Annotated in this window: 23 protein-coding genes; 15 read left to right on the top strand and 8 right to left on the bottom strand. The window is 40.7% G+C overall.

Annotated features, from left to right (window positions below):
• The first annotated feature begins 66 nt into the window (after positions 1-66).
• The 4 genes from PQ461_RS10590 (at position 67) to PQ461_RS10575 (ending at position 3,116) form a co-directional block, all read left to right on the top strand.
• Positions 67-552, top strand: a complete 486-nt coding sequence (locus tag PQ461_RS10590; RefSeq protein WP_274205466.1) for a hypothetical protein — start codon at positions 67-69, stop codon at positions 550-552.
• A gap of 617 nt (positions 553-1,169) precedes the next feature.
• On the top strand, positions 1,170-1,613 hold the full coding sequence (locus PQ461_RS10585) for a GNAT family N-acetyltransferase (protein WP_274205465.1): 444 nt from the start codon (positions 1,170-1,172) through the stop codon (positions 1,611-1,613).
• A gap of 73 nt (positions 1,614-1,686) precedes the next feature.
• On the top strand, positions 1,687-2,253 hold the full coding sequence (locus PQ461_RS10580) for an NUDIX hydrolase (protein ID WP_274205464.1): 567 nt from the start codon (positions 1,687-1,689) through the stop codon (positions 2,251-2,253).
• A gap of 455 nt (positions 2,254-2,708) precedes the next feature.
• Positions 2,709-3,116 carry a lipocalin-like domain-containing protein gene (locus PQ461_RS10575; protein WP_274205463.1) on the top strand — a complete coding sequence of 136 codons (408 nt, stop codon included), beginning with the start codon at positions 2,709-2,711 and terminating at the stop codon, positions 3,114-3,116.
• Positions 3,117-3,136: 20 nt separating this feature from the next.
• On the opposite strand, the gene accC is transcribed toward PQ461_RS10575, so the two are convergent.
• Together accC and PQ461_RS10565 are read right to left on the bottom strand one after the other, a co-directional pair.
• Positions 3,137-4,621 (bottom strand): acetyl-CoA carboxylase biotin carboxylase subunit, encoded by a 1,485-nt coding sequence (gene accC, locus PQ461_RS10570; protein ID WP_274205462.1) that lies wholly within the window; start codon positions 4,619-4,621, stop codon positions 3,137-3,139.
• A gap of 95 nt (positions 4,622-4,716) precedes the next feature.
• On the bottom strand, positions 4,717-5,232 hold the full coding sequence (locus PQ461_RS10565; RefSeq protein WP_274205461.1) for a c-type cytochrome: 516 nt from the start codon (positions 5,230-5,232) through the stop codon (positions 4,717-4,719).
• A 606-nt stretch (positions 5,233-5,838) separates the two neighbouring features.
• Between PQ461_RS10565 and PQ461_RS10560 the strand changes: the two genes are divergently transcribed.
• Both PQ461_RS10560 and PQ461_RS10555 read left to right on the top strand, forming a co-directional pair.
• Positions 5,839-6,201 (top strand): BlaI/MecI/CopY family transcriptional regulator, encoded by a 363-nt coding sequence (locus PQ461_RS10560; RefSeq protein WP_274205460.1) that lies wholly within the window; start codon positions 5,839-5,841, stop codon positions 6,199-6,201.
• A gap of 4 nt (positions 6,202-6,205) precedes the next feature.
• Entirely contained in the window at positions 6,206-7,861 is a 1,656-nt protein-coding gene (locus PQ461_RS10555; protein ID WP_274205459.1) for a M56 family metallopeptidase, read from the top strand.
• A 10-nt stretch (positions 7,862-7,871) separates the two neighbouring features.
• Here PQ461_RS10555 and PQ461_RS10550 read toward each other — a convergent pair whose 3' ends face one another.
• Positions 7,872-8,957 (bottom strand): DNA topoisomerase IB, encoded by a 1,086-nt coding sequence (locus PQ461_RS10550; protein WP_274205458.1) that lies wholly within the window; start codon positions 8,955-8,957, stop codon positions 7,872-7,874.
• Between the two features lie 106 nt (positions 8,958-9,063).
• On the opposite strand from PQ461_RS10550, the gene PQ461_RS10545 reads away from it, so the two are divergent.
• Positions 9,064-10,080 (top strand): aldo/keto reductase, encoded by a 1,017-nt coding sequence (locus PQ461_RS10545; RefSeq protein ID WP_274205457.1) that lies wholly within the window; start codon positions 9,064-9,066, stop codon positions 10,078-10,080.
• A 60-nt stretch (positions 10,081-10,140) separates the two neighbouring features.
• Here the strand turns inward: PQ461_RS10545 and PQ461_RS10540 are convergent, their stop codons facing one another.
• A complete protein-coding gene (locus tag PQ461_RS10540; RefSeq protein ID WP_337993465.1) occupies positions 10,141-11,157 on the bottom strand; it encodes a threonine aldolase family protein in 1,017 nt (338 codons plus the stop codon).
• 42 nt (positions 11,158-11,199) lie between these two features.
• Between PQ461_RS10540 and PQ461_RS10535 the strand changes: the two genes are divergently transcribed.
• Positions 11,200-11,859, top strand: coding sequence for a hypothetical protein (locus tag PQ461_RS10535; protein WP_274205456.1), 660 nt, complete (start codon positions 11,200-11,202; stop codon positions 11,857-11,859).
• On the opposite strand, the gene PQ461_RS10530 is transcribed toward PQ461_RS10535, so the two are convergent.
• Positions 11,860-13,071: a glycosyltransferase family 87 protein gene (locus PQ461_RS10530; RefSeq protein ID WP_274205455.1), complete on the bottom strand. Its 1,212-nt coding sequence runs from the start codon at positions 13,069-13,071 to the stop codon at positions 11,860-11,862.
• Positions 13,072-13,142: 71 nt separating this feature from the next.
• The gene (locus tag PQ461_RS10525; protein WP_274205454.1) at positions 13,143-14,357 is read right to left on the bottom strand and encodes a BaiN/RdsA family NAD(P)/FAD-dependent oxidoreductase; all 1,215 of its coding nucleotides are present in this window, start codon (positions 14,355-14,357) and stop codon (positions 13,143-13,145) included.
• Between PQ461_RS10525 and PQ461_RS10520 the strand changes: the two genes are divergently transcribed.
• From PQ461_RS10520 to PQ461_RS10510, 3 genes are all read left to right on the top strand, one after another.
• Positions 14,356-14,970 carry an NADH-quinone oxidoreductase subunit A gene (locus tag PQ461_RS10520; protein ID WP_274205453.1) on the top strand — a complete coding sequence of 205 codons (615 nt, stop codon included), beginning with the start codon at positions 14,356-14,358 and terminating at the stop codon, positions 14,968-14,970. The genes PQ461_RS10525 and PQ461_RS10520 overlap by 2 nt on opposite strands.
• Positions 14,954-15,430 carry an NADH-quinone oxidoreductase subunit B gene (locus PQ461_RS10515; protein ID WP_274205452.1) on the top strand — a complete coding sequence of 159 codons (477 nt, stop codon included), beginning with the start codon at positions 14,954-14,956 and terminating at the stop codon, positions 15,428-15,430. Before PQ461_RS10520 ends, PQ461_RS10515 begins: the two co-directional genes overlap by 17 nt.
• A 70-nt stretch (positions 15,431-15,500) precedes the next feature.
• The gene (locus tag PQ461_RS10510) at positions 15,501-15,986 is read left to right on the top strand and encodes a hypothetical protein (RefSeq protein ID WP_274205451.1); all 486 of its coding nucleotides are present in this window, start codon (positions 15,501-15,503) and stop codon (positions 15,984-15,986) included.
• A gap of 132 nt (positions 15,987-16,118) precedes the next feature.
• Here the strand turns inward: PQ461_RS10510 and PQ461_RS10505 are convergent, their stop codons facing one another.
• A complete protein-coding gene (locus PQ461_RS10505) occupies positions 16,119-17,579 on the bottom strand; it encodes an NADP-dependent isocitrate dehydrogenase (protein WP_274205450.1) in 1,461 nt (486 codons plus the stop codon).
• A gap of 187 nt (positions 17,580-17,766) precedes the next feature.
• Here PQ461_RS10505 and PQ461_RS10500 point away from each other — a divergent pair, with 187 nt between their 5' ends.
• Genes PQ461_RS10500 through nhaA form a run of 4 tightly spaced genes read left to right on the top strand, consistent with a single transcriptional unit; the run spans position 17,767 to position 21,180 of the window.
• Positions 17,767-18,906, top strand: coding sequence for a 5-(carboxyamino)imidazole ribonucleotide synthase (locus PQ461_RS10500; protein ID WP_274205449.1), 1,140 nt, complete (start codon positions 17,767-17,769; stop codon positions 18,904-18,906).
• 2 nt (positions 18,907-18,908) lie between these two features.
• Entirely contained in the window at positions 18,909-19,442 is a 534-nt protein-coding gene (locus PQ461_RS10495) for an STM3941 family protein (RefSeq protein ID WP_274205448.1), read from the top strand.
• Positions 19,439-19,954, top strand: coding sequence for a 5-(carboxyamino)imidazole ribonucleotide mutase (gene purE, locus PQ461_RS10490; protein WP_274205447.1), 516 nt, complete (start codon positions 19,439-19,441; stop codon positions 19,952-19,954). Before PQ461_RS10495 ends, purE begins: the two co-directional genes overlap by 4 nt.
• A gap of 47 nt (positions 19,955-20,001) precedes the next feature.
• A complete protein-coding gene (nhaA, locus tag PQ461_RS10485) occupies positions 20,002-21,180 on the top strand; it encodes a Na+/H+ antiporter NhaA (RefSeq protein WP_274205446.1) in 1,179 nt (392 codons plus the stop codon).
• On the opposite strand, the gene trpA is transcribed toward nhaA, so the two are convergent.
• The gene (gene trpA / locus PQ461_RS10480) at positions 21,173-21,949 is read right to left on the bottom strand and encodes a tryptophan synthase subunit alpha (protein WP_274205445.1); all 777 of its coding nucleotides are present in this window, start codon (positions 21,947-21,949) and stop codon (positions 21,173-21,175) included. The genes nhaA and trpA overlap by 8 nt on opposite strands.
• Positions 21,950-22,003: the final 54 nt, after the last annotated feature.

The following is a 22,003-nucleotide window of genomic DNA, read 5'->3' as shown; positions in this document are numbered from 1 at the left end:
CCTTGCGAGGAACGAAGCAATCCCCAACATAAATAAAACGACACATATTGTATGTAAATTAGGAGCATGAAATACCTCCTAATCCTTTTATTAATATTTTCTTACAACCTTGCATCTTACGCTCAGCAATCATTTATAATAGATGGTCCAGGTTACCGAGGGGTAATTTTTGATGCAAAAACAAAATTAACGCCTCATGATACAGTTAGCCGGTGGACACCAACTGAGAATGATATCAAGGAATTGGAAGCTAACTTAGTATTATTTATGAAAAAAACTGGAAAACAACTTTTATATAATCAATATGGTACTTGCCCGGTTATTTATAAAAATTTAAAGAAATATTGTAGGCAATACGCTGGTTACATATCGGACGACGGAAGAAAGATGATTTATGTTAATTGCTTTTGGTACGAAAAGAATGATCCGTTTACAAAAGATTGGCATACTAAATTGATTAGTGTGTTTGATGGTTGTAGCTTTTACTGGCAAATACATTACAATATCGAGAAAAAAAATTTCTTTTCTTTCCAAATAAACGGAATTAGCTAATTTCATAATATGCTTATTAGAACACTATACCTTTTCTTATTCTTAATAGCTGATTTTATCTCATATTCTATAATCAATAAAAAAGGTTGGATACAATTCACGTTTATAAAGGCTTATATCATAATATTTTAATAACGGCTTTTTTACACATTGGTTTTATTCACCCATCACCTTATATGGTCACTTTGCCGGTATTTTTACGAATTGCTTTTACTTGTATGTATCCAGTTGCTGTAGTATACTTGTTTTTCAATTTTATTGTAAAGACAAGAATTGCCAAGCTTTGGTCAGATAATGAATCGATGAAAGAATCAGCTCTTGATTGGTCATCTTTGATTTTTCTAAAACTATCATTTATATTTTACGCAATTTCACAGGCAATAGTAATTTTTAGTGCGCCGTTAAATAATAAATAGATCTATATTATAAATCTTGATGGGTTACCCCTCCCCCCGCATTGTTCGACAATCTAGCCATGACAGCCTCCCCTCTGGTTTATTCATTAACAAGCATTGTCACACAAAGCTCGTCGAAGTGTAGGTATGGCATAAATGGTTCGACAAGCTCACCATGACAGCCCTGTTTGAACACCCATCCTAATTATCTATCTTTAATACATGCAATACCGCGAAGCCCTACTTACTGACATACCACAGTTAACGCATGTACGGCTGTCCGTTCAGGAGAATGTATTGTCTGATCCTTCGCTGGTGACGGAGGCTGATTATATCGATTACTTAACCGTTCGTGGCAAAGGTTGGGTTTGTAGCAGTGGCGGGCAAATTGTAGGTTTCGCCATCGCCGACCTGCAAGACCATAACGTATGGGCGTTGTTTGTTCTGCCCCAATATGCAGGTATGGGTATTGGTAAGCAGCTGCATAATTTAATGCTTAATTGGTATTTCGGGCAAACGCAGCAAAACATTTGGCTGGGCACCGCCTTCCACACCCGTGCCGAAAAGTTTTACCGCATACAGGGCTGGCTGGAAACCGGAACCAACGGCAGTAAAGAGATTAAGTTTGAAATGAGCTATAAGCGCTGGCAGCAGCTAAATAGTTGATCAACTAAATTTTTCTTTTTATTCGTAAGTCATTCATCCTTTCTCCATATCCCTAAACCACTATCTTTACCCTATGCTTGATACTATTAAACCCTGGACAATTTTAGAAGAACAAGACGTATCGCCAAGCCCGTGGTTCCCGGTTACGCGGCAAAAGGTGCAGCTGCCTAACGGGCATGTGGTAGATGATTACTATGTTTCGCAACTGGGTGATGTGGTGCAGGTATTAGCCATTACGCAGGATAACCAGATAGTGCTTACACGCCAGTATAAACATGGTATCGGCGAAATTCTGATTGAGGTTCCGGGCGGTATGCAACAAAAAGGCAAAACGCTGCTACAATCGGCCATTGCCGAGCTGGAAGAAGAATGCGGTATCAAAGCCGCCGAAGCAGACCTTAAACTGATCGGCAAAATTGCCATTAACCCTACCAAGCTTAAACAGGTTACTTATGGGTACATCCTGCTCAATGCGCAGTTTAATTCAGTGCAAAAGTTTGACGTAACCGAAAACATCGAGGTAATTACCATCCCTGCCGCTGAGGTACTCCAGATGGTTGATAAGGGTGAAATCTGGGTAACAGATTCTATGAATTTTATTTTAATGGCAGCAAGGCAATATCCGGAGGTATTTAAATAGCAATCCCCTCTTGAGATGAGTTTGAGGCGTGTTATAACGTATGGATAATTCTATCTGTCATCTCGAACAAGCGTGAGAGATCTTACCTCTACGTTACTTTACCTTAGATGCAATTAACCGAACATCAAAGAATGTGCTCGTACTTCTTTTTAACTGCTAAAAAAGAAGTACCAGGAAAACTTAGCGCAGCGATCTCTTGAACACATTAAAGAATTAACACAATGTGAAAAAAACTCGTCGCTGGCACCGCAGGCTATGATATTTCATCTGTTTAGCAATACCTGTATTTACAGCCTGCGCTGAGGCGACATAGTTTTGGTTATGTTATTTTAGTGCATTACTTCGTATAAACCTTGTCATTGCGAGCGTAAAATGGCAATCTCTTATTACATTAAATTTAGTTCACTGTAGCACAGTACGATAATAATGCGTATCTATATTAAAACTTAACCGAAATGAGAAACCTTACAACACTTACTTTGCTTTGCGCTGTAGCTTTAACCTTTGCCTGTAACAAAAATGAAAACGCTAACATTGGCGACAAAAAATTAATCGGTAAGTGGCAGTTAAGTGAAAGCCTTGCCGACCCTGGCAATGGCAGCGGCAAGTGGATAGCCGTATCTGGCGATGATGCAAAAAAATACTTTAAGCTAAACGCAGACGGAACAACCGAGGGTACCGCTTTTGAAGGTTATACCAAATATGCCGTTAAAGATAGTCTGTTTCTACGTTTAATAAAGCCAGATAAGTCGGCAATATTGTATCGCTTTAACATCAGCAATACAAGTCTTACACTTAGCCCAGACAGCCCTTCGAGATGTATAGAAGCTTGCGGAACCCGGTTTAAAAGAGATAAAGATTAGTACTTTAGACTAAAGCCTTATCAGGCTCGCCTGTTCTTCACCCAGTTTGATGCCTGTTGAGTTGTTGTCGAAGAATCAATACTTACGGAAGATTTATTGCTTAGCAGTTGTTCAAATAAGATAGCTGCTATTCGCGCTTCTGCTTCATCCTGATGCTGCAGCACCTCTGGCGTAAAATACTTCTTTACAAAGTGGGTATCAAAATTGCCGCTGGTAAAGGCCTGGTGCTGCATCACAAACTTACCGAACCCAAGTGTTGTAGTAATGCCAGTGATCTGGTATTCATCAATAGCACGGATCATGCGTTCAATAGCTTCTTCCCTCGTACTACCATAGGTAATCAACTTGGCAATCATCGGGTCGTAATAAATAGGTATCTCCATCCCCTGCTCAAAGCCATCATCAACACGTACGCCCGGCCCCTGAGGGGTAATGTACGTTTGAAGCGTACCAATATCAGGCAGAAAATTATTAGCCGGGTCTTCGGCATACACGCGCAGTTCAAGCGCATGTCCGCTGATTTGCAGGTCTTCCTGTTTAAAGCTTAATGCTTCGCCACGGGCAATTTTTATCTGTTCTTTTACAAGGTCCAGGCCGGTAATTAATTCGGTAACCGGATGCTCTACCTGTAAGCGGGTGTTCATCTCCAGGAAGTAAAAGTTGAGGTTTTCGTCGAGGATAAATTCAACCGTACCTGCACCTGTATAATTAACCGAGCGGGCAACATCTACAGCACAGCGACCCATTTCTGCACGGATCTCCGGCGTAAGCACAGATGATGGCGCTTCTTCAATTACCTTTTGGTGGCGCCGCTGAACAGAACACTCGCGCTCAAATAAATGCACGATGTTACCATGCGTATCACCTAATACTTGTATCTCTATATGCCTTGGAGAAGACACGTAACGCTCTATAAAAACTGAACCATCGCCAAAAGCCGAAGTGGCTTCAGAAACGGCCAGCTGCATTTGCTCTTCAAAATCTTCAGCACGGTCAACAATGCGCATACCCTTGCCCCCACCGCCGGCAGCAGCCTTTATCAGAATTGGAAATCCAACCTCAATGGCGCGTAACTTGGCATCGGCAACATCAGTAATCGCTTCTTCGGTTCCAGGTACCATAGGGATGTTGTACTTTAAAGCAGCAGCTTTTGCCGATAGCTTATTACCCATGATCTCCATCGCCTCTGGTGACGGTCCAATAAGTGTTAAACCTGCTTCTCTTACCAAAGCAGCAAAAGACGGGTTCTCAGACAAGAACCCATAGCCTGGGTGTATAGCATCCGCACCTGTTTGGCGGCAGGCCTCAATGATCTTTTCACCAACAAGGTATGATTGATTAGCCGGTGCTTCGCCAATATAAACCGCCTCGTCGGCATAACGCACATGCAGCGCAGTACGGTCGGCGGCAGAATATACAGCCACAGTTTTGATACCCATTTCGCGCGCAGAACGCATTACCCTTATGGCAATTTCGCCACGGTTAGCCACCAGAATTTTTTGCATGAATTTAAGTTTATAATCAGCTATGGCTGCAATATAAGCACTAAACTAAAAAAGTGCTAAATAAAAAAGCCTGTGCATTGCACAGGCTTCGTAAGTTATTCGCCGCTGCCTTGTGGTGGAGTAGCCGGAGCACCTTGCGGAGGTACACTTCCAGGCTGTCCTGCTGGCGGTGGTCCTTGTCTGTGTGGCGGAGCAGGTGCATCAACCACTTCGGGATGAGCATTACCGCGATGGCAGGTATAGCAGTTAATACCCGCATTCATTACCATACCAAGCGAGTCTTTACCTGCTTTAAAATATTTTTTATTGATAGACGCGGTCATTTTATACATTTCGCGGGCCATTTGTTTTTCTGGTTTGGCATCGCTTGCCCAATCCATCTTCTTAGTTTCTACATTTGGAGCATGGCAGAAATTACAACGAACGCCTAATGAATGCGCCCACTCATCCATAATATGGTCTAATTGTTCGTGCGAAATGTTTTTAGGTAATACTTTTAAATTTTTAGCCTTCATTTCAGGCTGAGCTGGTTGTGTGCTGGTCATGGCAGTAAACACAACCACTGACGATAAAGCCAGCGTAGCCAGTAGTTTTTTATTAATTGTAATCATCTTAAGTATCTGTTTAAACATTTAAAGCTACACATTTACTTTTGACATTACATTGTCATGACAAAACAATTAACAATTTTTAACGATTCTAAATTGAAGAGTTATTAGTGCCTCTGTTACCCTTCTCGTTTAAGAGAAGGGCTTGAGGTTGTGTCCCGGTGAATATCATGCAATAGTAAATAAGAACCGGTGGTGATTTAGCAATAGCTATCGGTATGCCTTAAGGCAAATAGAAACGAGTAACTGATAACTAATTTCAAAAAAACACCATTAAAACATACCGAAAAGATTATACACCTAAATAATCCTTGCTATTACTTCTAATTTCTATTCAAAAATCACAAAAAATTATCATATTTTATCATAATTGTTTATTTATTTGATAATAAACTGACATTTGCCTTGTAAAAACACTATAAATCTGAATTTAATCTAAAATATTATCACAAAAACCAATTATTTATTAATATTCGAGTGAATTTTATTCCATTTAATAAGATCAATTGAAAATTTAAGGACAAAACTTCTGATTTTAACTCTCAAAATATTTATACAAAAGTTTGCTTTATTACGAAATGTTCGTAGATTTACGAAAACATCGTAATAATGGAAAATTTATCACAACAGGAAGAAGAGGCCATGCAAGCCGTCTGGAAATTGGGCGAAGGATACATCAAGGACTTTTTAGATCATATCAACGACCCGCAACCACCCTACACCACCCTGGCTTCTACCATTAAAAATCTGGAGCGAAAAGGTTTTTTAAGCAGCAAAAAAACTGGCAATACTTACTTCTATAAACCTCTAATAAAAGAGGAAGATTATAAAAAGCGTTTCATGAACGGCTTTGTAAGCGATTATTTTAAAAACTCATATAAAGAGATGGTCGCTTTTTTTGCAAAAGACAAAAAAATCAGTGCAGAGGAACTTAAAGAGATAATTAACCTGATAGAGAATCCTAAAAAGTAAGATCATGCCTCCATTAATGGTATACCTGTTAAAAGCAAATTGTGCTATCATCATATTTGCTATAGGTTATTTTACGTTGCTACGGGCACTCACCTTTTATAAGGTGAACAGGCTTTATCTCATAGCGGCCATTATAATTTCATCACTATACCCCCTGCTTAACCTTAGTCCTGTTGTTGCAGCACATCAACAACAGGCACAGATTATAAAGTATGTGGTTGTCGACTGGCAACATTTAAAACAGGATGTCCAACCACTGAAAGTTAATCATGTATTTGATTATTGGCAAGGTGCGGAGCAACTATTCTGGCTGGGCGTTTCAGTAATGGTAATTAGATTAGTTATCCAGTGTTATTCCCTGTACCGCATAAACAAAAGCAGTATTCAAGGTACAGTGTTGGGATATCACGTAAACATAATTGACGCAGATATCAGTCCATTTGCATTTTGGCAAACCGTTTATATAAACCCTAAAAAGCACGACGCTCATCTGCTAAAAGAAATTTTACAGCATGAAATGATTCATGTAAGGCAATGGCATACGCTTGATATCTTGCTGGCAGAAATAGGGACTTTGTTTTACTGGTTCAATCCCTTTATGTGGTTTTTGAAGAAAGCGATTAAAGAAAACCTGGAATTTATTACCGACCGCGAAATACTTGATCAAGGGGTTGACCGAAAATCATATCAATACAACTTATTACAGGTCACCTTTGATAAAACACCCAATAGTATTGTAAACCATTTCAACTTATCAACCTTAAAAAAAAGAATTATGATGATGAACTTAAGAAAATCTTCGCCACTAAAACTTAGCCGCTACGTTGTAACTGTACCGGTGATAGTAGGTATTATACTCAGCTTTACTTTATCAAAAGCTGAAATTACAAAGCAAACAGAATCACTAAGCAATCATTTGCAACAGGTAAAATCAGCATTTATAAAACGTACCGAACCAGTACAGTTAACTTTAGCTAAAGAACTGCCTATACAGAAAAATGTAGCTAATGGATCCAAAATAAATGCAGATACCACCAAGAAAGTTGCAAGAAACTATAGTTCGAAACCAGACTCTGCCTTATATATTATAAATGGTGTAGAAAACACTGAAATTGCAAAGGTTAATCCTGTTGATATTGCTGCAATGCATATTTTCAGAAATGAAAATGCTCAAAAACTGCTAAACCATCCTGTGTCAAATAAAAACGTTATTGTCATAACTACAAAGAACTCACCTCAAGGCCTTGCCTATTTAAAACAGCTTTACAATAAAGGAGTCATTTCAGCCAATGATACTATTATCCATAAAACTGGCATTGCTTCCGGAGCGCAAAATGGTGTAGCCGTTAACTCAAATCAAATTCCAGATAAAGCAGTTACGATTAATAATATCTCTGTAAAACCGTCTACTTTTTATACCAAGAGTGATTCTGCCAACAAATCACCTGTATTGTTAAACCTTAAGGGCTTTCAGGGAAAAAAACCTCTTTATGTTATAGACGGTGAAATTATAAAGGATACAGATAAAGGCTTAAAAAATATAGACCTTAATACAATTAATGCCATCACCGTTTTAAAAGACGCGTCCGCAACTGCCTTGTATGGCGATGCGGGTAAAGACGGCGTGGTACTTATAACTACACGTAAACCTAAACAATAACAATTAATGATCAGCTGGCTACGGCCAGCTTTTCATTTTCTAATATTTTCAATAAAGCCTTTTCTGCGTGGTTAAGTTCAGATGCCTGAAGGTCTCGGTTTTCATCAAGGTCGCTTATATATTTAAACAAGGTACCTTCCTCATAGCTCTTAATGACACTTGGATGCACATAATACTTTTTACATACAGTACGCGTGTTTCCCAGGTTTAAAGCCACTTCATCCAAAACGCTTATAATTTTTTTGCGGCATTCAGTCTGGTTGCCATATTCGCCTGCTTCTTTAAAGGCATAAAGTGAACTTACGCTGCCTGCCCATGTACGGAAATCTTTAGCTGTAAAATCTTCCCCGGTAATGTTTTTAAGATAAGTATTTACGTCTCCAGAGTCTACCGTGCAACGCTTACCCTCATCATCATAAAACTGAAACAGTTCTTTTCCGGGAATATCACGGCAGGCTTTTACCAGGCGGGCAAGCTTTTTACTACGCAGATCAATCTTATGATAAACCCCTTTCTTACCCTTAAATTCAAACCTGATACTTGATCCTTCAATCTTCACATGTTTGTCCATCAACGTAGTTAAGCCAAAAGACCCGTATAGCTTTTTGTATGATTCGTTGCCGATACGGATACTGGTAAGCTCCATCAGCCTTACAATAAGCGCCACCACTTTATCATGATCAAGGTTGCGGTGCGCGAGATCTCTATCAACCTGTTCACGTATGGCAGGTAAATGCGCTGCAAATGCTTGTAGCCTATGATATTTTGACTGGTTACGGATCTGGTTCCAGCCAGAGTGGTAACGGTATTGTTTACGCCCTGCAACATCAATCCCGGTGAACTGTAAATGACTGTTATCGTAAGGGGAAATCCAGACCTGTGTATAAGCAGGTGGAATCACCATTTTATTAAAACGCTGTATCAGGTCTTTATCTTTAACAAGGTTACCTTGCGAATCATAATAGCTCCACCCCTTACCCGACTTTTTGCGGGTATAACCAGGCGTACTATCCGTTACATAACGCAGGCCGACAGCCTTAGCGGTTATCTTCGGATCTCGGCCTATTTTTTCGAGTTTTTTGGTGAGGCGGTTCATAATTAACCACAACAAGAATTGTTTACTTAAGTTTTACAAGTAGCTGACCATCTACTTAAACATTCATTAATATACATGAGTTAAGTTTGAATAAACTTAATCAATCATGAAATATAATTATTTAGGAAGTACCGGCTTACTGGTATCCGAGATTTGCTTTGGCACCATGACCTTTGGTGGCAAAGGATATTGGGAAAATATAGGACGTGTCCCGCAAAATGAAGTTAATGACTTAATGAGAACCGTTGTTGACAACGGGATTAACTTTATTGATACAGCTAATGTATACTCATTCGGCGAATCGGAAAAACTGTTGGGACAATCAATCATTGACTTGGGGCTTAACCGTAACGAACTGGTGATCGCAACAAAAGTTCGCGGCAGAATGAGTGAAAACCCAAATAATGTCGGCCTATCGCGTTACCATATTTTTCAATCGGTTGACGAAAGCCTTAAACGTTTACAACTTGATCACATTGATATTTTATACGTACATGGTGTTGATCTTAAAACACCTGTTGAAGAGACCATGCGTGCCTTGAACGACATTGTGCTTGCCGGAAAGGTGCGTTACATTGCAGTTTGTAACTGGCCTGCATGGATGGTAATGAAAGCTTTAGGAATAGCAGAAAAGCACGGCTGGAATAAATTTGTGGGTATGCAATATTACTATGCATTAAGCAACCGTGATATTGAACGGGAAATACTTCCATTGGCAGCTGATCAAAATTTAGGTGTAATGCCATGGAGCCCACTTGCCGGTGGTTTTCTTTCAGGAAAATACAATCGTAATAATCAAACATCAGAAGGTTCGCGCCGTGATAGCTTTGATTTCCCACCATTAAATAAAGATAAGGCTTATGATATAATTGATGTAATTACCGAGGTTGGGCAACAATACAACGTTTCAGCTGCACAAGTTGCATTGGCATGGGTACGTTTACAGAAAGGCGTTACCAGTACAATTATAGGTGCAAAACGGGCTGAGCAGTTAATTGACAATATTAAATCAACTGAACTTACACTTTCAGAACATGATATTCAACGTATAAACGAGGTTAGTGCGCTGACTAATGAATATCCGGGCTGGATGGTTGAACGCCAAAACGCTGACAGGCTTTAATATAGCTTTGATTATGGTTCGTGGTAAGAAAATAACTTACCATGAACCATAATCTATCAACTAATTAATTGCTTTTAAAACACTAACAGTATATTCAATCTGCTCAGTATGCACATCCAAATGAGTAACAAACCGGATGCGGTGTTTATCTGTACTGCCACATTTAATACCCCTTTCTGCCAGTAGAGCTATTATTTCATCTGCAGGCTTTACAGTATCAAATAATACAATATTGGTATCTACCGGTAAAACGTTTGTCACCCAACTGCATTTACTTAATTCTTCGCCTAATATACGTGCGTGTGAATGGTCGGTTTTCAAACGCGTTACATGATGATCAAGTGCATAGATACCCGCCGCCGCTAAAAAGCCTGCCTGGCGCATACCACCACCAAATACTTTACGGATACGTCGCGCTTTTTTAATGGTCTCTTTATCAGCTAAAAAGACTGACCCAACTGGCGCACCTAAACCTTTCGACAAGCAAACGGATATGCCATTAAAATATTTGCCATAGTCAACGGCTTTATCGCCGGTAAAGGCAAGCGCATTAAATATCCGCGCCCCATCCAGGTGCAAGATCAGGTCATGCTTTTTACATAATTCGGCAATAGGTGCAATATCAGCCAAAGTATAACAACTGCCGCCGCCTTTATTCACGGTATTCTCCAATACTACAAGGCTGGTATGCGGATAATGAATATTGTCGGCGTTGATCTCAGGCTCAATCATTGCAGCAGTAATACGCCCACGGTCGCCATTTAATAACCGGGTAGATACCGCAGAGTTAAAAGCAATGCCTCCACCTTCGTAACGGTAAACGTGCGCTGTTTGATCTGCAATTAATTCATCAAGCGGATTTGTGAAACATTTAATGGCGATCTGGTTGGTCATGGTTCCCGACGGACAAAAAATACCCGCCTCCATACCAAACATAGCGGCTGCTTTGGCCTCCAGTTCGTTCACGGTTTCATCTTCACCAAAAACATCATCTCCTACATTTGCATTCCACATGGCTTCAAGCATCCCTTGTGTAGGCTTGGTAACAGTATCGCTACGCAGATCAACAGTTATCATAATTATATAAAAAGTACGTTATTTGTGTAATCAATAAGCTTTATGCGTTCAAGTTTAATCATTTTATTCCTGATGCTAATTGTTGTATCAGCAAAATCACAAAAGTGGCAACCTGGCTATTTTAACGATACTAAAAACAACAAAGTTGAAGGCCTGATAGAAACCAATCCTTCTGGTAAGGGCCCTATTAAAGGTGAAGGGTTTATAGTATTTAAAGAAAGCGACAAGGCTTCTGAAATAAAGCTGAGTGCCAGCGATATTAAATGGTTTGTTGCCGGCAAAGACAGCTTTGTTGTAGCTCATCCGCCTATGGGACAAACCTGGCCGAATGAATTAGATTTTGTGCGAGTAATAGTTGACGAACCGCTCAGATTATATGCTTACCGCGGCGGTAATGGCGGCGGTAATGGTGTACATCTTTCGCCGGGGATCGGTGTTGGTGTTGGCGGCGGCAGCTATGCAGGCGGAGGCTTAGGGATTTCTTTTGGTGGCGGCGGCGGTAAAAACCGCGTGACCTATTATTACGGTGTTACCACTGCTGAACTTGCCGACTTAACGCCCGAAAACTTTGAAGATGTAATGTCTGAAATTATGGGTGACGAACCCCAAGTGGTAGATGCCATTCATGCGCACAAGTTTGCATTAAGCAATATTGATAAACTGATAGCTTACTTTAAACAAGTTAAAGCGAGCCACCAATAATCAGGCTAATGCCAGCTCGTCTTCCTGTTTTGCATCCTCTGCAGGCAGCGCAGCCTGTTTTTCTTTAGCAATAAAGTCTTTGAACAGCAGCTGATAAGATATTACTAGCCATGCGGCAACAACTGGCCATGCCTTCAATACATATTTGTTGACATATCCCCTGCGGATAAGCGCCGGTATAGCATCTGTAGGGCCAAGGCTTGTAATTACCAGCACTGATACCAATAAAACAATATTCCAGCGGCTAAATGGCTTATCTTGTGTAAGCATCCACAAAAATACGCCCGGTACAGCAATGATATAGGTTGGATGTTCGGAACCAGTACTGAATATTACGACCATGATCATTACCGAACACAATACCTGTAACCTGAACTGTAACGAAGCATATTGCTTAAACCTTAGTAAAGCAGCACCAAATATTGCTGCTCCCGCAATAAGGAACGGCGTATTAGGAATATTGGGATTACGCGTAACGTGACGGAAGATACCCATAAGGCAAATATCCTGCGATGAGGTAAGGTTCACATTTTGACCATTTTTAACCTGCAAAATATTAAACCAATCGGCGTAAGATTGTAATATAAAATGCGGGCTGGATATGGTCATTGGCAAGGCAATAAACACAGCAAGCCACCCTAAGCCCGACCATATAAACTTCCATTTGTTTTCTGCAAAAAGGAAGAACACTAACCCTACAACAGGATACAGTTTAACCAGGGTGCCTAAAACAATAAATAGAGTTGCCCACTCCTCTTTCCGTTTCTCGACCAATATAAAACTGAAAATGATAAAGGCCGCTATCACAGCATTAAACTGGATATAATGCTCGGCATTTGCAAACTCCATCGCACTGAGCAGTAAGAGCAGTGCTTTATTTTTAGTACTTATGGGTAACAAATGAACGGCCCAGATCAGCACAACAGCATTAAGTAAGGACCACACTAAGAAACCATAAGCATCGGGCATTAATGCCATTGGAGCTACAATTACACTAAATACCGGCCCATAGTGATTTGAATCGTAGTATTCTTCCGGATAATCGGCGTAAAGGTTTTTCTCTTCTGTGGTATGAGAATATACGTATTTGAATATTTTGTAATTATTATACCTGTTATGGAAATACTTTAACTGCCAGCAAAAAACGGCTACCAGTATCAAAAGCACCCATGAAAGTTTATAGTTGCTTAAAGAGGGGAAAGTTCGGGACATCTTAACAATAGTGACGCAAAAATAATATCCCTTTTTAATATTTGCAAAATAAAGTAACTTTTATGTTACAACTAAATATTTTGTGCAATGACAAAGCCGCTTGCCCACGCCCATTGGAAATTATAACCGCCAAGCCAACCTGTTACATCCACACATTCGCCGCCAAAAAATAAGCCAGGTATCTTTTTAGCTTCCAATGTTTTTGAAGACAGTTCGTCGGTTGAAATGCCGCCGCGCATTACTTCTGCTTTATCGTAACCCTTTGTACCTGCCGGGGTAACTTTAAACTCGTGGATAATCTGGTTGATCTTTTCAATATCAGCCTTAGTTAATGATGCCAAATTTTTATTTACAGGCAGATAAATACCCATTGCCTCGGCAAACTTTTTAGTGAATAACCCGGCTAAAAAGTTTTGAAGTAATTGCTTTCCGTTTGCTTTCTGTTCCCTTTCTATGATCTCAGTAATGGACTGATCTGGCAAGAGATCAATAAATATGCTTTCACCCGGCTGCCAGTAAGATGATATTTGTAAGATGGCCGGGCCGCTTAACCCCCAATGGGTAAATAAAATATTTTCATCAAAGCTTGCTTTGTCGTTCCATACCCGGCAAAATATACTGCTACCAGATAACTGCTCATACCATCCCTGCTGTTTACCGGTGATTGTCAGCGGAACTAAGGCCGGGGATGTTTCAACGATCTTCATCCCGAATTTGCGGGCTAAGCGCATACCAAAATCTGTAGCGCCGAGTTTTGCAATAGGCAACCCACCAGTGGCAATAACCACTTTTTCAGAATAGATATTATGCTGCTTTCCGTGCCGCTCGTAAGTAATGCTGAACCCCTCGCCTTCTTTAACAACATCTGTTACTTTGGTATTGCACCATATCTCCTGCCCTAATTGCTCACAAATATCGGTGAACATCTGAACCACATCCTTAGCTTTTTTACCATCAGGAAATAACTGTCCAAGCGTTTTTTCAGCACCATAAATGCCATAAGTTTCAAAAAAGCTGATGGTGTCATCAACCGTCCATTGTGCAAAAGCAGATTTGCAAAAATGCTCGTTAGCCGAAATAAATTGGGCAGCCGAAGCATACAAATTAGTATAATTACACCTACCGCCTCCACTAATTAATATCTTAGCTCCCGGCTTATCATTATGTTCAATTATCAGGGTACGTTTTCCCAAAAATCCGGCCTGTGCCGCACACATTAATCCGCATGCGCCGGCACCTACAATAATTGCATCAAAACGGGTTTCTTTTCTTAAATTTGCTCCCATGGGCGAAGCGCAAATATCAGAATTTGGAAAGATATTGATCTTTTTAATTGTAGGTATTTTATGTACCGGCGCTGCTGTTTTTACAAATAAATTTTTAGCGCCCAATAACCCTAACCCCGAAAAGTTAACCTCTTACGAGTGCGGTGAAGAACCAACAGGCAGTGCCTGGATACCGTTCAACCCGAGGTTTTATGTAATTGCACTCATCTTTTTGCTGTTTGATGTGGAGATGGTATTTATTTTCCCTTGGGCTACCGTTTTTGGAGACAAGCAGATAGCAGAGATCGATCCCAGATGGAGCGTGTTGACTATGGTGGAGATGTTCATTTTTGTGGGGATACTAATTTTAGGCTTGGTTTACGTTTGGCGCAAAGGCGATCTTAACTGGATAAAGCCAGAGCCGGTTACTGCTAAAGTTGATGTGAACATACCACTATCTGCTTACGATAAGCTAAATACCGAACAGGCAAAATTTACTCCAAAAGCATTTGCTTTGGAATCTGTTGCTGCTGAAAATACAAAAGCAGAAGCCGCTGTACCAACTGCTGCTCCTGTTAAAAAGCCCATGTTTAAACCAACTTTTAAAAAGCCGGCAAATGAAGGAAATGAATGAGAATGGCGGTGTGGTGGTAACCAAGTTTGACGACCTGATGAACTGGGCGCGTTTGTCGTCGCTTTGGCCATTAAGCTTTGGCATTGCATGTTGCGCTATTGAAATGATGGGTTCATATGCATCTACTTATGATTTTGAGCGTTTCGGCGTTTTTCCACGCCCTTCTCCACGGCAGGCGGACGTGATTATCATTGCGGGTACGGTTACATTTAAAATGGCCGAGCGCATTAAGCGTTTATATGAGCAAATGCCCGACCCTAAATATGTGATTTCAATGGGTTCATGCTCTAACTGCGGCGGCCCATATTGGCAGCATGGCTACCATGTAGTTAAGGGAGTAGATCGTGTGATACCTGTTGATGTTTATGTACAAGGCTGCCCTCCTCGCCCCGAATCACTTATCGGTGCAGTGCTCGAACTTCAAAAGAAAATTGAAGGCGAAAGCTTGCTGACCATGTAAGCATAGTTTACTTATTAATTTACTCCCTTAGTTGATTTGTTAAGCAGGTTTATATTTGCATTCTTTGCAGATGAAGCTTTCCATCATACCTAAGAATGTAAATGTAGCCATCTTAATCACATGGCTCATCGCCGCCACTCTTGATGCCCTGTCGGCGGTATTAATGAATATTAACCTTAATCCCGGGCGCATATTTATTTATATATCAAGTGCAGTATTTGGTAAGGCAGCCTTTTATGCAGGCAATAAGATGATCATTTACGGACTGATATTTCATTACCTGATTGCTTTTATCTTCACTACTACGTGGTTTACTGTATATCCAACATTTAAGCGCCTGTTTAAACTGCCTTATGCTATTGCCATCCTATACGGCATGCTCACCTGGTTAATCATGAATCTTGTTATAGTACCGCTAAGCCATGCGCCCAAAGCGCCAATGAATGCCAAAGGCGCTATGATTGGAATGGCGATTCTGATTATTTGCATTGGCTTCCCGATTACCTTAATGGCAAATAGTTATTATAAGAAGTATCCGGTTGCCAAAAGGCCGTAAGTAGATCGGATAATAGAAGAGAGATTATAGACAAAGACTCGTAAACTAAAACGGCCTCCTGTTATTCAGGAAGCCGTTTCTTGTTAAAGAACATATTTCTTGTTTCTCGTCTTTTATATCTTGCCTCTAAGGTTATTGTCCTTGCGCCAATGAATAACCTAATTTATCGCCGAACTTCATCAGCATTTCGGTTGAAGCTATCTTAACAACATCAGACAATTCAGTTGCCAAACCTAATACATCGCGCTGAGTAAGGCCACCTTCGTTGGCTTGCTCAAAACGAATACGGTACTGATCGATCAACTCGGTATAAACAGAACCGGTTGGCCAAACCTGTGTACCGCGGTTAGAGATCATTACCAGTTTAAGTTTATCATTCAATTTAGTTTTGCATATTTCTGCAAGTTCACCCGGCTGGCCTGCGTATTCAACAAACACATCAATACCTAAAATTTCTTCTTTAATATCAGGCTGAGTAACCGTCATTTTGTTTTTCTCAGGTTTATGATCTGTGTTGGTTTTGCACTCGAAGTTTGGCTGCGAAAACGCACCACCTACACTTGGATGTTTACCCAGATTAGCAATAACTTCTTCGGCAAATTCAGTTGTGTTGGCAGACTTTGTTGAACGGTCACCAAAATCACCTGTGTGAACGCCCTTTTCTAAAGTATATAACAATGCATTTTCAATACTTGCTGCATTTGCAGTAAAGCCAAGGTAACGCAGCATGGAGATACCTGATAGTAACAATGCAGTTGGATTTGCTATGTTACGGCCGGCAATATCTGGTGCGGTACCGTGCACCGCTTCAAATATAGAAATGTTATCGCCAATGTTGGCAGATGGTGCAAAGCCTAAACCGCCTACTAATCCGGCGCAAAGGTCAGACACGATATCACCTTGTAAGTTAGGCAGTACAATCACCTGGAACATCTCCGGATGACTAACCAGTTTCATACAAAGGTCATCTACAATAATATCGTAAGCCTGTAAATCAGGGTATTCTTTTGCTATTTCATTAAACGTTTCCAGGAACAAGCCATCGGTTAGTTTCATAATGTTGGCTTTGTGTCCGCAGGCAACTTTTTTGTAACCTTTACGGCGCGCCATTTCAAATGCGTAACGGATAACCTGTGCCGAGCCTGGACGGGTAATCAGACGACGGCCAACGGCAACGTCATTAGTCATCATGTGTTCAATACCGCCGTAAGTGTCCTCTATATTTTCACGAACGATAGTTAAGTTGATCTGGATACCCGCTTTTGAAAAAACAGTTTCAACACCGTTAAGGGTACGGAAATCGCGCTGGTTAGCATAAGTGTTCCACACTTTACGTGCAGTTACGTTAATACTTTTTACACCTTTACCTTTAGGGGTTTCCATAGGGCCTTTAAAAAGGATGCCCAGATTTTCAATGGTTTCCTTAGCCTTAGCCGTCATACCGGTTGAGTGGCCCGCATCGAAATAAGATTTACCCATCTCCACAAATTCATACTCGAGCTGCACATCTGCCGCTTCAAATATTCTGATTACGGCGTCCATTATTTCCGGTCCTATACCATCTCCCTTGGCTACTGCTATCTTGGTCTTCATTGATAATTATTTATTAGATGTAAAATGCCGCAAATATACGCCTTTAAAGCTGCACTTTTTAACGAAAACGATAGTAAGTCCCCGATTTATGACAGGTAGCCAATTATTTACATAATCGGGACATTGTAATTTGATTATTATTCACATTAGCGTATCTGAAAGATTTGCGGTAAACTTGCATTACTAAATGAAAGCATTTTACGGAGACTTAAGATTAGGTATTTTAGGCGGTGGCCAGTTAGGTCGCATGCTGATACAACAGGCTATTAACTACAATGTTACAGTTAAAATTTTAGATCCTGACCGCGAAGCCCCATGCCGCAAATTGTGCGACGAATTTGTAGTAGGCTCGCTCAGCGACTATGAAACTGTTTACAATTTCGGTAAAAAAGTAGATTTGCTTACCATAGAAATTGAAAAAGTAAACGTTGATGCGCTTGAGCAACTGGAACGCGAAGGCGTACTTGTTTACCCGCAGCCACGTGTAATAAGGCTGATACAGGATAAGGGCTTACAAAAGCAGTTTTTTAAAGAGAACGACATTCCCACTGCCGAGTTTCAGATCATCTCTTCGGCAACTGATCTGCAAAATGCAAGTATCCCTTTTCCTTATATCCAAAAGCTGCGCCGCGATGGTTACGATGGCAAAGGCGTTTATAAGGTGATTGATGAATCGTCATTAGCCAAAGCCTTCACCGAGCCAAGCCTTATTGAGCGCTGGATTGACTTTGAAAAGGAAATTGCTGTTATTGTTGCCCGCAACGAGAAAGGCGAAGTTAAAACCTTCCCAATGGTAGAAATGGAATTTAACCCGGAAGCTAACCTGGTTGAGTTTTTAATTGCACCATCTACCCTTCCGCACAGCATACAACAGGAAGCAGCTGATATTGCCGAAAACATTGCCAACAAACTAAAAATTGTAGGCTTGCTGGCGGTAGAGATGTTTTTAGATAAACATGGCCGTATCCTGGTAAACGAGCTTGCCCCCCGTCCGCATAATAGTGGCCACCAGACCATTGAGGGTAATGTGGTTTCGCAGTTCGAACAGCATTTGCGTGCCATATTCGATCAGCCGCTGGGTGATACTACCTGTTTAAGCAATGCTATAATGATTAACCTATTAGGCGAAGCCGGGCATGAAGGCCCTGCCGTATATCAAGGTATTGAAAAAGCCTTAAAATGCGAAGGCGTATACATCCACCTGTATGGCAAGGCGCTTACAAAACCTTTCCGAAAAATGGGACACATTACTATTGTTGATGCCGACCGTGCCAAAGCAATTGAGAAAGCGCGTTACGTGCAGCAGATTTTGAAAGTGGTATCGTAAATATGGACGAGATCATTCTCTATAAGTCGAAATGGAAAGCTATCCGGCTCATGCTGATCGCGCTGCCTTTTTTGGCTTTTAGTGTTTATGATCTTCTTCAAAGTAATCACATCAATGCTGATTGGTTAAATTACCTGAGTATAGTTCTATTTGGCTCAGGTTTCATATATGGCTTTTACAACCTTTTTGACAGGCGTGCATTGCTTATTATAAATGAAACAGGGGTTTGGGTCAGAACTGAATATCCAGACTTTATTAACTGGGATGCCATAGACCACGCGTATTGGAAAACTATACGCAGGCAAAAGTTTGTGTGCCTGATTATTAAAGACGATTTCAAACCTTTAATTAAGCCTGAAAATAAGCTGAAAGCTATGGCAATAGCACTAAGAGGTTATGATATCATGATCAACTTAAATACTATGCGCAATATCGATCAGCAAAAGCTTACCGCTTTAATCATTAACCTGGCCAATGCCGAACCTATGCAAAGGCACGATCTGTTAACCACAAAAATCATTTCTCAATCTATATGAATACTACTCCAAAAGTGGCCATTATCATGGGCAGTAAGTCTGACCTTAATGTAATGCAGGATGCAGCTGACGTTTTAACTGAACTTGGCGTAGCTTATGAAATCACGGTGGTTTCAGCTCACCGCACTCCAGAGCGTATGTTCAGCTATGCAAAGTCTGCTGCCGACCGCGGACTAAAGGTGATTATTGCCGGTGCCGGTGGTGCCGCACACTTGCCAGGTATGGTTGCTTCATTAACTCACCTGCCAGTAATTGGCGTTCCTGTGAAATCAAGCAATTCTATTGATGGTTGGGACTCTTTGTTATCGATATTACAAATGCCTAATGGCATTCCAGTGGCTACTGTCGCACTAAACGCTGCAAAAAATGCCGGTTTATTGGCCGGACAAATTTTAGCTACTGCCGATGAATACCTGGCGCAAAACCTGATTAAGTACAAGGAAGATCTGAAAGAAAAGGTTGAGCAATCGGCCGAAGATATGAAACGCGAGGGTTATCCGAGCGGATTCTAAGTAAGCATGTGGCATGGCTGCAAAATAATAATCTGTATCTTGCGGCCATGCCACAATCCCGTAATAAAAAGCTGTCGTTTATTATTGAGTTGTTAAAAGCCGACTCGGCAAGCGGTATACTACTCATCATTTGTGTTGTTGTATCTCTATTACTTGCCAATGGCCCGCTAAGTATTACTTACAACAATATACTTCATTTTAAAACTACTATCCCTTTTGTACATGCAGAAGCTATAGACTTTACCGAGTTTATCAACGATGGCCTGATGAGCATCTTCTTCCTGTTTGTGGGACTTGAGATAAAGAGAGAAATAAAAGACGGGCAATTATCTACTACGAAGCAGGCGGCACTACCCGTTTTTGCAGCATTGGGCGGTATCATAACCCCAGCATGTATATATACATTCTTCAATTTTAAAACCTCCACGCATGCAGGTTGGGCTATCCCGACAGCTACAGACATCGCATTTGCCATTGCTATTCTCAGCATCTTAGGCAAAAAAGTAAAACTGTCGCACAAAATATTTCTTAAAGCATTGGCAATTGTTGATGACCTCGGCGCTATTGTGATTATTATGTTTTTTTACAGTGCAGGTGTAAACTGGGTAAGCCTTAGCCTCGCATTTGGTGTTTTTGCGCTTCAGTTTACACTTAACCGTTTAAAGGTTAATATACTTACGCCTTACCTGTTGCTTGGGATACTGCTATGGTATTTCATCCATAAATCGGGCGTACATCCTACTATAGCCGGTGTATTAACCGCATTCAGTATCCCCCATTTACCTCAAAATTCTTTGATTGAAAAGCTGGAGCATTCGCTGGTAAACAGCGTTAATTTTATCATTATGCCGTTATTTGCCATGGCAAACACGGATATTGTGATTTCTGCAAACAGTTTTAACGGCTTTCTTACGCCTATAGCAGCGGGTATCATATTGGGCTTAGTTGTAGGCAAACCATTAGGTATCACGTTATTTACCTGGCTATCCGTTAAACTGAAGGCCGCTGCATTACCAGCTTATACAAACTACAAGCAAATTGCAGGTTTAGGCATATTAGGTGGTATCGGCTTTACCATGTCTATCTTCATTACCCTGCTTTCGTTTGGTAACGTTGAAATACAAAATGATGCAAAGCTTTATATTTTAGCGGCATCAGTAATTGCGGCCGTAGCTGGTTATATCGTGCTTAATTCATTACACAAAAAGCACATTTTGGCTAACTAAACTTTATTTTTTTAACAAATTCATTGATCTTGCTGAGATAATTAGGCGTTGACGTTAGCATTTTCACAAACGCACTGCCTACAATAGCCCCCCGGTTATATTGGCAAGCCTTGCTGAATGCCTTATGATCTGCAATACCAAAGCCAACAACTGTTGGATTTTTTAATTGCATAGCTTTGATGCGAGCAAAGTAGGTATCAGTCTGATCGGTTACCTGCAACGCTTTGCCTGTTATAGATGCAGACGATAACAAGTAAATAAAGCTATTGCTTAAGCCGTCAATTTTACGGATACGCTCTTCAGATGTTTGTGGTGTTACCAGGAAGATATTACTTAGCCCGTTTTTTTCAAACACATCTTTGTATAAGGACTCGTATTCATACATTGGCAAATCGGGAATAATTACACCATCCACACCAACTTCTGCCGCTTTTTGGCAAAAGCGCTCCACGCCGTATTGTACTACAGGATTGGCATAACCCATCAGCAATACTGGGATACTTAAACGATGACGTAAATCTTTTAACTGTTCAAAAAGCACGTTCAGCGTCATGCCGTTATCTAAAGCCTGCTGAGAGCTTTGCTGTATGGTAGGGCCATCAGCTACAGGATCTGAATAAGGGAAGCCTATTTCTAAAAAATCGGCACCGGCTTTTTCAAGCGCTTCGGCTATATCAAGCGTGGTATTAATTTCGGGATAGCCTGCTGTAAAATAAACAGAAAGCAAATCTTTCTTATCGGTGTTGAATAATGCGTTTAAGCGGTTCATTGTATTAGTTCAATAGTTCATTGGTTACTTAGTTATTAGTTATTAGCGACAAGC

The organism is Mucilaginibacter sp. KACC 22063, assembly GCF_028736115.1.
In the GTDB taxonomy this organism is placed as follows: Bacteria; Bacteroidota; Bacteroidia; order Sphingobacteriales; family Sphingobacteriaceae; genus Mucilaginibacter.
This window is presented reverse-complemented; position numbering and strand designations above follow the sequence as displayed.

Excerpts from the sequence above, each read along its gene's own strand:
- PQ461_RS10585 (WP_274205465.1), top strand. The coding sequence starts at position 1,170 with ATGCAATACCGCGAAGCCCTACTTACTGACATACCACAGTTAACGCAT.
- purE (WP_274205447.1), top strand. The coding sequence starts at position 19,439 with ATGAATACTACTCCAAAAGTGGCCATTATCATGGGCAGTAAGTCTGAC.
- PQ461_RS10550 (WP_274205458.1), bottom strand. The coding sequence starts at position 8,957 with ATGAACCGCCTCACCAAAAAACTCGAAAAAATAGGCCGAGATCCGAAG.
- nhaA (WP_274205446.1), top strand. The coding sequence starts at position 20,002 with ATGCCACAATCCCGTAATAAAAAGCTGTCGTTTATTATTGAGTTGTTA.
- PQ461_RS10565 (WP_274205461.1), bottom strand. The coding sequence starts at position 5,232 with ATGATTACAATTAATAAAAAACTACTGGCTACGCTGGCTTTATCGTCA.
- PQ461_RS10590 (WP_274205466.1), top strand. The coding sequence starts at position 67 with ATGAAATACCTCCTAATCCTTTTATTAATATTTTCTTACAACCTTGCA.
- PQ461_RS10505 (WP_274205450.1), bottom strand. The coding sequence starts at position 17,579 with ATGAAGACCAAGATAGCAGTAGCCAAGGGAGATGGTATAGGACCGGAA.
- PQ461_RS10540 (WP_337993465.1), bottom strand. The coding sequence starts at position 11,157 with ATGATAACTGTTGATCTGCGTAGCGATACTGTTACCAAGCCTACACAA.
- PQ461_RS10560 (WP_274205460.1), top strand. The coding sequence starts at position 5,839 with ATGGAAAATTTATCACAACAGGAAGAAGAGGCCATGCAAGCCGTCTGG.
- PQ461_RS10535 (WP_274205456.1), top strand. The coding sequence starts at position 11,200 with ATGCGTTCAAGTTTAATCATTTTATTCCTGATGCTAATTGTTGTATCA.
- PQ461_RS10520 (WP_274205453.1), top strand. The coding sequence starts at position 14,356 with ATGGGCGAAGCGCAAATATCAGAATTTGGAAAGATATTGATCTTTTTA.
- PQ461_RS10555 (WP_274205459.1), top strand. The coding sequence starts at position 6,206 with ATGCCTCCATTAATGGTATACCTGTTAAAAGCAAATTGTGCTATCATC.
- PQ461_RS10500 (WP_274205449.1), top strand. The coding sequence starts at position 17,767 with ATGAAAGCATTTTACGGAGACTTAAGATTAGGTATTTTAGGCGGTGGC.
- PQ461_RS10580 (WP_274205464.1), top strand. The coding sequence starts at position 1,687 with ATGCTTGATACTATTAAACCCTGGACAATTTTAGAAGAACAAGACGTA.
- trpA (WP_274205445.1), bottom strand. The coding sequence starts at position 21,949 with ATGAACCGCTTAAACGCATTATTCAACACCGATAAGAAAGATTTGCTT.
- accC (WP_274205462.1), bottom strand. The coding sequence starts at position 4,621 with ATGCAAAAAATTCTGGTGGCTAACCGTGGCGAAATTGCCATAAGGGTA.
- PQ461_RS10525 (WP_274205454.1), bottom strand. The coding sequence starts at position 14,357 with ATGGGAGCAAATTTAAGAAAAGAAACCCGTTTTGATGCAATTATTGTA.
- PQ461_RS10545 (WP_274205457.1), top strand. The coding sequence starts at position 9,064 with ATGAAATATAATTATTTAGGAAGTACCGGCTTACTGGTATCCGAGATT.
- PQ461_RS10515 (WP_274205452.1), top strand. The coding sequence starts at position 14,954 with ATGAAGGAAATGAATGAGAATGGCGGTGTGGTGGTAACCAAGTTTGAC.
- PQ461_RS10510 (WP_274205451.1), top strand. The coding sequence starts at position 15,501 with ATGAAGCTTTCCATCATACCTAAGAATGTAAATGTAGCCATCTTAATC.
- PQ461_RS10575 (WP_274205463.1), top strand. The coding sequence starts at position 2,709 with ATGAGAAACCTTACAACACTTACTTTGCTTTGCGCTGTAGCTTTAACC.
- PQ461_RS10495 (WP_274205448.1), top strand. The coding sequence starts at position 18,909 with ATGGACGAGATCATTCTCTATAAGTCGAAATGGAAAGCTATCCGGCTC.
- PQ461_RS10530 (WP_274205455.1), bottom strand. The coding sequence starts at position 13,071 with ATGTCCCGAACTTTCCCCTCTTTAAGCAACTATAAACTTTCATGGGTG.